This window comes from Micromonospora sp. A200, from assembly GCF_029893845.1.
Taxonomy (GTDB): domain Bacteria; phylum Actinomycetota; class Actinomycetes; order Mycobacteriales; family Micromonosporaceae; genus Micromonospora; species Micromonospora purpureochromogenes.
This window is the reverse complement of the sequence record NZ_JARXXY010000044.1, coordinates 37,074-44,950: the sequence shown is the minus strand read 5'-3', so window position 1 is coordinate 44,950 and position 7,877 is coordinate 37,074. Positions and strand designations below refer to the sequence as shown.

7 protein-coding genes and 1 pseudogene are annotated in these 7,877 nt (G+C 68.2%); 4 read left to right on the top strand and 4 right to left on the bottom strand.

The features are described 5' to 3' along the window. Positions 1–332: 332 nt before the first annotated feature. The 3 genes and pseudogenes from M2302_RS29125 to M2302_RS29115 all read right to left on the bottom strand — a co-directional run bounded on the left by M2302_RS29125 (position 333) and on the right by M2302_RS29115 (position 2,153). Positions 333–704, bottom strand: coding sequence for a metalloregulator ArsR/SmtB family transcription factor (locus M2302_RS29125; protein ID WP_280841022.1), 372 nt, complete (start codon positions 702–704; stop codon positions 333–335). A 441-nt stretch (positions 705–1,145) separates the two neighbouring features. Continuing rightward, positions 1,146–1,605 (bottom strand): annotated as a pseudogene (locus tag M2302_RS33215) (winged helix-turn-helix domain-containing protein); the annotation flags it as partial. A gap of 158 nt (positions 1,606–1,763) precedes the next feature. Further along, positions 1,764–2,153 (bottom strand): heavy metal-responsive transcriptional regulator, encoded by a 390-nt coding sequence (locus M2302_RS29115; RefSeq protein ID WP_280841020.1) that lies wholly within the window; start codon positions 2,151–2,153, stop codon positions 1,764–1,766. A gap of 129 nt (positions 2,154–2,282) precedes the next feature. Here M2302_RS29115 and M2302_RS29110 point away from each other — a divergent pair, with 129 nt between their 5' ends. Together M2302_RS29110 and M2302_RS29105 are read left to right on the top strand one after the other, a co-directional pair. Beyond that, positions 2,283–3,251 (top strand): alkylmercury lyase family protein, encoded by a 969-nt coding sequence (locus M2302_RS29110; protein ID WP_280841019.1) that lies wholly within the window; start codon positions 2,283–2,285, stop codon positions 3,249–3,251. Between the two features lie 55 nt (positions 3,252–3,306). Then, positions 3,307–3,789 carry a YdeI/OmpD-associated family protein gene (locus M2302_RS29105; protein ID WP_280841018.1) on the top strand — a complete coding sequence of 161 codons (483 nt, stop codon included), beginning with the start codon at positions 3,307–3,309 and terminating at the stop codon, positions 3,787–3,789. Between the two features lie 453 nt (positions 3,790–4,242). Here the strand turns inward: M2302_RS29105 and M2302_RS29100 are convergent, their stop codons facing one another. Then, entirely contained in the window at positions 4,243–4,782 is a 540-nt protein-coding gene (locus M2302_RS29100; protein ID WP_280841017.1) for a hypothetical protein, read from the bottom strand. 252 nt (positions 4,783–5,034) lie between these two features. Between M2302_RS29100 and M2302_RS29095 the strand changes: the two genes are divergently transcribed. Continuing rightward, positions 5,035–6,867, top strand: a complete 1,833-nt coding sequence (locus M2302_RS29095) for a glycoside hydrolase family 15 protein (protein ID WP_280841016.1) — start codon at positions 5,035–5,037, stop codon at positions 6,865–6,867. Positions 6,868–6,990: 123 nt separating this feature from the next. Beyond that, positions 6,991–7,818, top strand: a complete 828-nt coding sequence (locus tag M2302_RS29090; RefSeq protein WP_280841015.1) for an enoyl-CoA hydratase/isomerase family protein — start codon at positions 6,991–6,993, stop codon at positions 7,816–7,818. Positions 7,819–7,877 lie beyond the last annotated feature (59 nt).

Genomic DNA, 7,877 nt, shown 5'->3' with positions numbered 1-7,877 from the left:
CGGTCAGGCTGCCTCCAGCTTCACGCCCGCTGCTACGACAGCAGACGGGTGAAGGTCTCTCACCTCCACTCGACCGATAGCGCCTCGTGGCGCACAATGCCGTTCCACCAGCGCCCCGCCACTTCCCGCACCACCGCATCGTACAAGCGTTCGATCGGCGCTGTGGGCGAGCCGCTGGTCGAGGGCGGTGTGGCGGCTGGCGCCGCCTTCCGCACCAACCAGCACTTCACGCTTAAAGCAGAACCCACCGCGCCGCCACCACTCGACGACTTCGGGGTCTGCCGACCTGCGGGTGGGAACCCTGCACCGGCGCCGGCCTTCGGCAGTGCCGCTCAGCGGGCCTTCTTCGTCGGCCGCTTGCGGGGCGGCGTCAACAGGTCGGCGATCGCCGTGATCGCGGACGGCACGAGGCGGTAGTAGGCCCAGACGCCCCGCTTGTCGCGCTCGATCAGGCCGGCCTCGGTGAGGATCCGAAGGTGATGACTCACGGTCGGCTGGGAGAGACCAAGCGGCGCGGTGAGGTCACTGACGGACGCCTCGCCCTCCGGAGCGGACTGGATCAGACTGAGCAGTCGCAGCCGGGCCGGGTCGGCGAATGCCTTCAGCACTCCCGCGAGCCGCTCGGCGTCGGCACGCTTGATCGGCTCGCCAGCAAGAGGCGAGGTAGCAGGCGTAGCAGTTTTCGCAGCTCCCACGTCTTCCATCGTTGCACCAACACCATCAATAGGCCGGTGGAACCAGGACCGGGTCACCGTCCGTTCGCGGGTAGGGAGCAGTGTTAACTCGTCCCGGCCGTGTCCTGCCGGGACGGGCGAGTGTCTGCGTCGGCCGAGCATGTCGGGATCTTGGGCCGCTCGTCATGATGATCGGCGGACGGCGGGAGGTGCGAGCATGCCCGCATCGTGTGACGTGGTGGTCGTCGGAGGTGGCCAGGTGGGCTTGGCGGCGCGCTACTACCTACGCCGCGCGGCCTGAGTCACGTCAACCTCGACGCCCAGTCGCAGTCGGGCGGAGGTGAGCACCTGCCGGAAGAAGCTGCACCGCGAGCCGCATTTCGGGGTCAGCATCAGGTGTACGCCGACCAGCGGTCGGGGACGCTACCGCCGTCACGGACGGTAGTGGTAGTCCATGCCCGGGGTCGGTGATCAGGTGGCGGGGCGTACCGGGTCGGTCTCGAGCTTGCGGCGCAGCTGGGCCATGTACTGACGCAGGTAGTTGGTCTCGTTGTGGTACTCCGGGCCCCATACGTCGTGCAGGAGCTGGCGCTGGCTGACCAGCTTGCCGGGGTGGCGGAGCAGTTTCTCCAGCATCGCCCACTGGATGGGGGTGAGCTTGACCTCGATGCCGTCGTCGCGGGTGACCACCGGGTCGGCGAGGTCGACGGTGTGCTGGCCGATCCGGTGCGCGGCGGTGGCCGGCACTCCCGATTCGGCTGGGGCCACGGGTGACCGCCCGGATGCGGGCGAGCAGCGTCCACCCCGAACGGCTTGGTGACGTAGTCGTCGGCGCCCGCGTCGAGCGCGGCAACCTTGTCCTCGCTGCCGGCGGGCCGGAGAGCACGATGATCGGCACGCTGGTCCAACCGCGCAGGCCACGGATCACCTCGCGTCACCCGCCGCCTCGGCGGCACCGCCCCGGCCGCGCCCGCACTGCGGATCGGCCGCCACGCCGTCGACCTGGCCGATCGGACGGTCACCCGCGACGACGGCACCGGGATCAAGCTCACCCCCACCCAACGTCTGAGAGCCGTCCTACGGAAGCGGTTATAGGTAGCGGCAGACCCGCTCGGGTGGGCAGGTGTCGGGTTCGGCGATGGCGGCGGAGTCGTGAAGCTGAGCGACGGTGGCCCGAAGGGCGTGCAGCTCGGCGAGTTGCGCGTCGATGGCGTCGAGCTGTTCGGCGAGTAGTTGGCGTACGTGTCCGCAGGGGGCGTGGCCGGTGTCGCGGACGGTGAGGATGTCGCGGATCTGGGCGAGGGTGAGGCCGGCAGCACGCCCGCGGCGGATGAAGTCGAGCCGAGCGGTGGCGTCGTCGCCGTAGTCGCGGTAGCCGGCGGGGGTGCGGGTGGGGGGTGGGAGCAAGCCGCTGGCTTCGTAGAAGCGCAGGGTCTTGGTGGTGGTGCCGGTCGCCTCGGCGAGTTCCCCGATCCGCATCCGGTGACCTCCTGTCGTCGCGTCTTGACCTTCCCCTGCACTGGAAGGTTCATTCTGGTGCGCGTAGAGCCGTGACGGCCAGGCGGTGTTCGTGATGACACCGGGAGCCGCTTGCTAGGAGGGTCCGTGATGACCGCAGCAGCAGATCACGCAGCAGAGGGCCGGGTGGCTGCTGAGCTTCGTTCCGTGCCCGACTGTCCGAACCTCGCCCCGGCTCGGCACGAGCTGCGCACCGCGCTGGCCGACCTCGGGCTGCCACTGGCAGTGGTCACCGAGGTCGTTGGGGACTATCCGTCGCCGTCGATTCTCATCAACGGTGTGGACGTGATGGGCGGCATCGGCGAGGGTTCGGCGGCCTGCCGCCTGGATCTCCCCACTGGCGAGCGCATCCGAGTTGCTCTGCGTCAGGCGATAGGCGCCGAACCCGCAACCGCCGTGACGGAGCAGGGTCGGGTGGATTGCTGCGCGCAGCCGGGCAACGCGATCCGGACTGACCGACCCCGCCGCGCCGAGCAGGTCTCCGACAGCCTCCGGCAGGTGCACCGGGCGATCCTGCGTCACTTCGCTGCCACCGGGACTGCCCCCACTGACGCCGACATCCGCGCTGGCATCAACGCGCCGGACCTGGACACCGCGACGGCGCTGCGGGAACTTGCCCGGGAAGACCTTGTCGCCGTCGACAATGCCGGGCGTCTGGTCGCGGCCTACCCGTTCTCCCCGACGCCAACGCCGCACGTGGTGTCATTCGGCGATGTCGAGGTGTACGCGATGTGTGCCATCGACGCGCTGGGCATGCCATTCATGCTCGGCACCGACGCGACAGTCACCTCCGCCGATCCGCACACCGGTGAACCGGTCCGCGTGATCATCACCAACGGTGCCGCAATGTACCAGCCGGCGGAAGCGGTGATCGTGTACGCGGCCACCGGGGACTCTGGCCGCTCCGTGGACACCTGCTGTTCCACCATCAACTTTTTCACGAGCGCATCCAACGCTCAGGCGTGGATCACTACCCATCCCAACCTCGCCGCCACTGTTCTCGACCAGGACCAGGCAGTCACGCTCGGCCGCGACATCTTCGAACCGCTGCTCGCCTGAGGCCGACAGCAACATCGCCACCCCGCTGCTGCCGAACCCGACACGAGGTGCCTCGATGAACGGCTCCGCAAAGAGTCAACAGTTCACCGCCACGGTCACCGAGGCCACACGCGGCCGCGTCCTGATCCCGGTCCCGTTCAATCCGGACACTGTCTGGGGAGCCAAGCCCCGCCACCACATTCGCGGCACCGTCAACGGCGTGGGTGTACGTGCCGTGGTGGAACCAGCGGGCGACGGCTTCGGGTTCACCCTCGGCCCCGCCTGGCTACGGTGCTGCGGCCTGGCCGCCGGCGACATAGCGTCCGTGACCATCGAGCCGGAGGGTCCCCAACGGGACAACCTCGCCGACGATGTGGCCGCCGCGCTAGAGGCGCATCCGCAAGCCGGCGCCTTCTTCGACTCGCTGGCCCAGTTCTACCGGCGCGCTTACCTACGATGGATCGACGCGACCAAACGGCAACCCGAGCAACGGCCCCGACGCATCGCCGAGATGATCCAACTCCTAGAAGCCGGGCACAAGGAACGCCCGCGCCCTTAGCTACCGGATCAGGTGTCGAGCATCAACGGGCGTGTAGCAGCGCCTGTAGCAACGACGACGAACGACGGCGCACCACGACGAGCTCTTGACGAGTCCGACGATGGCGATCCGGTCGCCGATGGATGCAACCGGAGGGCTGCCCAGAACTTACAAGCGAGGGGGTCGCAGGTTCGAAACCTGCCACGCCCACCCAGCATCACCAGCGCCAACGCTAGCCCGAAGATGGCAGCATTGCCGGCCCGCGTCGTCGAGGTTGTCGGCGTGATGGTCGTGACGGAGAAGTACCGCGTCGAGCGGTTCGAGTGCCGACGGCTGGACGGCGGGGCCGGCCTGATTGCGGGAGGCCGTGCCGCAGCCGAACGAGTAGCGGCGTCCGGGGCGGATCGAAGTTGGGGTCGGTGAGTGGGCGCCATCCGGCCGCCTCGATCAGCACGGCCGGCCCGCCGATGTGGGTCAGCCGGGCGTCACCGGGCGTGCCGCAGCGCCCAGTCGAGTGCCGTGTCGGCAATCTGTTCCCAGCCGGGCTCGGCGCAGGTCCAGTGCGATCGGCCGGGGGAACTCGATGTAGTCGGTGATCGTGCCTTCGCCCTTGTAGTGGTGGGCGTTGGATTTGTTCACCGACGGCGGCATGGTGTGGTCGGATCCCGCGGCGGTGAACAGCAGCGGCGCCCGGTCGGCGTTGCGAAAGTCGACCCAGGTCTCCTGCTTACCGCTCCGCCAGGAAGAGCAGCTCGGCTCGCCAGGCGTTTCCGATCCCGGCCCAGGTCGGGATGCCTGCTGCCACAGCGGTGCCCGCGCCAAGGAGAGGGCCTGTTGGAGAACGTCTCGGCGCACCTGGCGCACCAGCGGCGTGTGGCCAAAACTGATGTGGTGCCCGAGCTGGTCGATGGCCTCGTTCAGTGACGTACACCAGATGAATCGGGAAGGTGCCGGGAGGCCGGCAGCGCGATAGGCCGCCCGGGCGGCGGCTTCTCGGTCGACGGGATCGGTCACTGTAGCGGGCTGTTGCCCAGAGGGCGGCGACGCCGTCGGGGGGTAGAGGTGTCATTCGTGATTCCACGGTGGCATCCAATCCATGGCGGTCAAGGTAACCAAGTGGGTGAAGTGATCGAGGGCGGCAGGTGGAGACCTCTGAGGTCTTCTGCGGGCCTGTCTGGGTGGTGCCTGTGCGCACGTTAAGAGCCTTATGCGCCTTTCAGCCGGTTAGTGTGGTGGCGCGGTCGCTGAGTGAGACGGGAGGGCTGGGTGGACTCGTACCCTGGGGTGGAGGCCCACGGCTTGATTGGTGATCTGCAGACCGCGGCGCTGGTGGCGATGGACGGGACGCTGGACTGGTTCTGCGCCCCGCGGTTCGACTCGCCGAGCGTGTTCGGCGGCCTGCTTGATCGGCGCAAGGGTGGGCATTTCCAGTTGTCGCCGGACGGCGTCGAGTACGTGAGCAAGCAGTTGTACCTGCCCGGCACGGCGATCCTGATCACCCGCTTTCTCAGCGCGGACGGCGTGGGTGAGCTCGTGGATTTCATGCCGGTCGCGGGGGATCAGCCCACCGATCGCCACCGCCTGGTGCGGATGCTGCGGGTGGTCCGGGGCACGATGCGGTTCCGGGTCGACTGCCAACCCCGCTTCAACTACGGTCGGGATCCGCACGAGCTCGACGATTACCCCGAGGGGCATGTGTTCCGCAGCTCTGCGCTCTCCCTCACCACGAACCTAGTTCGATACCCCGAAACCCGGCCCGGCGAGCAGGGAGTCCGGCGTAAGGAGGGGGGCTGGTGGACGATCGCCACGCTGCGCGAGGGCGAGTCCGGGGGTGTCGTTCTGGAGACAGGAGTGTCGCCTGACCGGCCGCGCTTCTACACGCCGGGTGAGGTGCAGGAGTTGCTGGAGCAGACCCGCGACTTCTGGCGGCGCTGGCTGGCCCGCTCCCGTTACACCGGCCGCTGGCGGGAGATGGTCGACCGGTCCGCGGTCACGCTCAAACTCATGACGTACGCGCCGACCGGCGCGCTGATCGCCGCCCCCACCGCCGGGCTGCCGGAGCAGATTGGCGGGCAACGCAACTGGGACTACCGCTACACCTGGATCCGCGACGCGACAATCTCCCTCCACGCCCTGCTCGCCCTGGGCTTCACCGACGAAACGTGGCAGTACATGCACTGGGTCGACGACCGGGTCCGGGAGGCCAGGGAACGGGAGAGGCCGCTTCAGATCATGTACCGGGTCGACGGGTCACCCGATCTCCGCGAGGAGGTGCTCGACCACCTCGAGGGATACCGCGGATCAGCACCCGTACGGGTGGGCAACGGCGCCGCGAACCAGCTGCAACTCGACATCTACGGCGACGTGCTCAACGGCCTTTGCGAGGCCGACAGCCATGGTCTGCAGTTCTCTCGCCAATTGTGGCTGAACACGGTGCGGCTGGTGGACTGGCTCTGCGAGCACTGGGACCAGCCCGAAGACGGGATCTGGGAAACCCGCGGTGGCCGCCAGGACTTCACCTACGGGCGCCTGATGTCCTGGGTAGCCCTGGACCGGGCTGTCCGCCTCGCGCAGCGACGCGGACGGCCCGGCGACACCGACCGGTGGGTGCGTGACCGAAACCAGATCTACGAACAGATCATGACGCGTGGCTTCCACCCCGGGCGCGGTGCCTTCGTGCAGCACTACGCGACCGACGTCCTGGACGCGTCGCTGCTCACCATGCCCTCGGTCGGATTCATCGCGCCGACCGACCCCATGTGGCAGTCAACCCTGCGGGCCATGGACGCCGAACTGGTCTCCGACAGCCTCGTCTACCGCTACGACCCGAACGCCTCGCCCGACGGCCTGCCCGGTCGGGAGAGCACCTTCACCATGTGCACCTTCTGGTACGTCCGGGCTCTCGCGCAGTCCGGACGGCTCGACGACGCCACGCTGACTTTGGAGAAGATGTTCACCTACAGCAGCCCCCTCGGCCTCTACTCCGAGGAAATCGCCCCCACCGGCGAGCAGACCGGCAACTTCCCGCAGGCGTTCAGCCACCTCTCTCTGATCGGCACCGCCGTGGACCTCGACCGCCTACTCGACGCCGCCCGCTGAGCCCGGCGTAGCGATATCCGGGCGGAGGCCGCAGCCAGTTCAGGCACCGCCACCAACTTCGACACGGGCCGCGAGCGGTCCTGGTTGCAACTCTCAACCGCTTCAGACGGAGGAGTCCGGCCAATGGCCTTTACCTACTCGACCGTGAGGTCGGAACTCAGCAGCGGCGTGCTGTGGGCCACGATCGACAACCCGCCGATCAACCTGATCGACGAACGGTTCGTCGCCGATCTCATCGCGCTGCTGGATGACACGCAGGCGACAGGCGACGTGCGAGTGGTGGTATTCCGCAGCGCGGATCCTGACTTCTTCCTTCCACACGTCGATTTGACGCGGATCGCCGAATACACCGCGGTGGCCGCCACGTCCGGCGGACCCGACGACATCAGCCTCGGGGCGCTCTACCGGCGTCTGAGCGAGGCGCGCCCCGTGACCGTCGCACTTCTCGAAGGTCGTGCCCGGGGAGCCGGCGCCGAGTTCCTCTACGCCTGCGACATGCGCTTCGCATCGCTCGAGCGCGCCATTATCGGACAGCCCGAGGTGGGAACAGGGGTCTTCCCCGGTGCCGGAGCAGTCCAGCACATCGTGCGGCTCGCAGGCCGGGGGCAGGCGATGCAGGTCATCCTGGCTGGCGAGGACGTCGACGCGCGAGAGGCGGAGCGGATCGGTCTGGTCAACCGAGCGCTCCCCGACGACGAGCTCATCGTGTATGTGAAGGCTCTCGCCGAGCGCATCGGCAGTTTCCCAGAGGCTGCGCTCCGCCTCGCCAAGCGCCGCATCAACGCCGCAACACTGCCGGCGAAGGAGGACGTACAGGTCGACTCGGCGCTCTTCCAGACCCTCGCCCGCGACGGCTCGAGCACATCGCGCCTAGCGCGGCTTATGGAGCGAGGACTGCAGCAGCGCTCCCGCACGGAACTCGAGTTCGGCGCCGCGCTGGGCGAGCTCTGATCGCCATGAGTCCTTCCCCCAGAGCCAACCGCGGGTCGGCCAGCTCCTCGATCAACTCG

Bases quoted from the DNA above. Each gene is read 5' to 3' on its own strand.
- M2302_RS29125 (WP_280841022.1), bottom strand. From the start codon at position 704: ATGGAAGACGTGGGAGCTGCGAAAACTGCTACGCCTGCTACCTCGCCT.
- M2302_RS29115 (WP_280841020.1), bottom strand. From the start codon at position 2,153: ATGCGGATCGGGGAACTCGCCGAGGCGACCGGCACCACCACCAAGACC.
- M2302_RS29110 (WP_280841019.1), top strand. From the start codon at position 2,283: ATGACCGCAGCAGCAGATCACGCAGCAGAGGGCCGGGTGGCTGCTGAG.
- M2302_RS29105 (WP_280841018.1), top strand. From the start codon at position 3,307: ATGAACGGCTCCGCAAAGAGTCAACAGTTCACCGCCACGGTCACCGAG.
- M2302_RS29090 (WP_280841015.1), top strand. From the start codon at position 6,991: ATGGCCTTTACCTACTCGACCGTGAGGTCGGAACTCAGCAGCGGCGTG.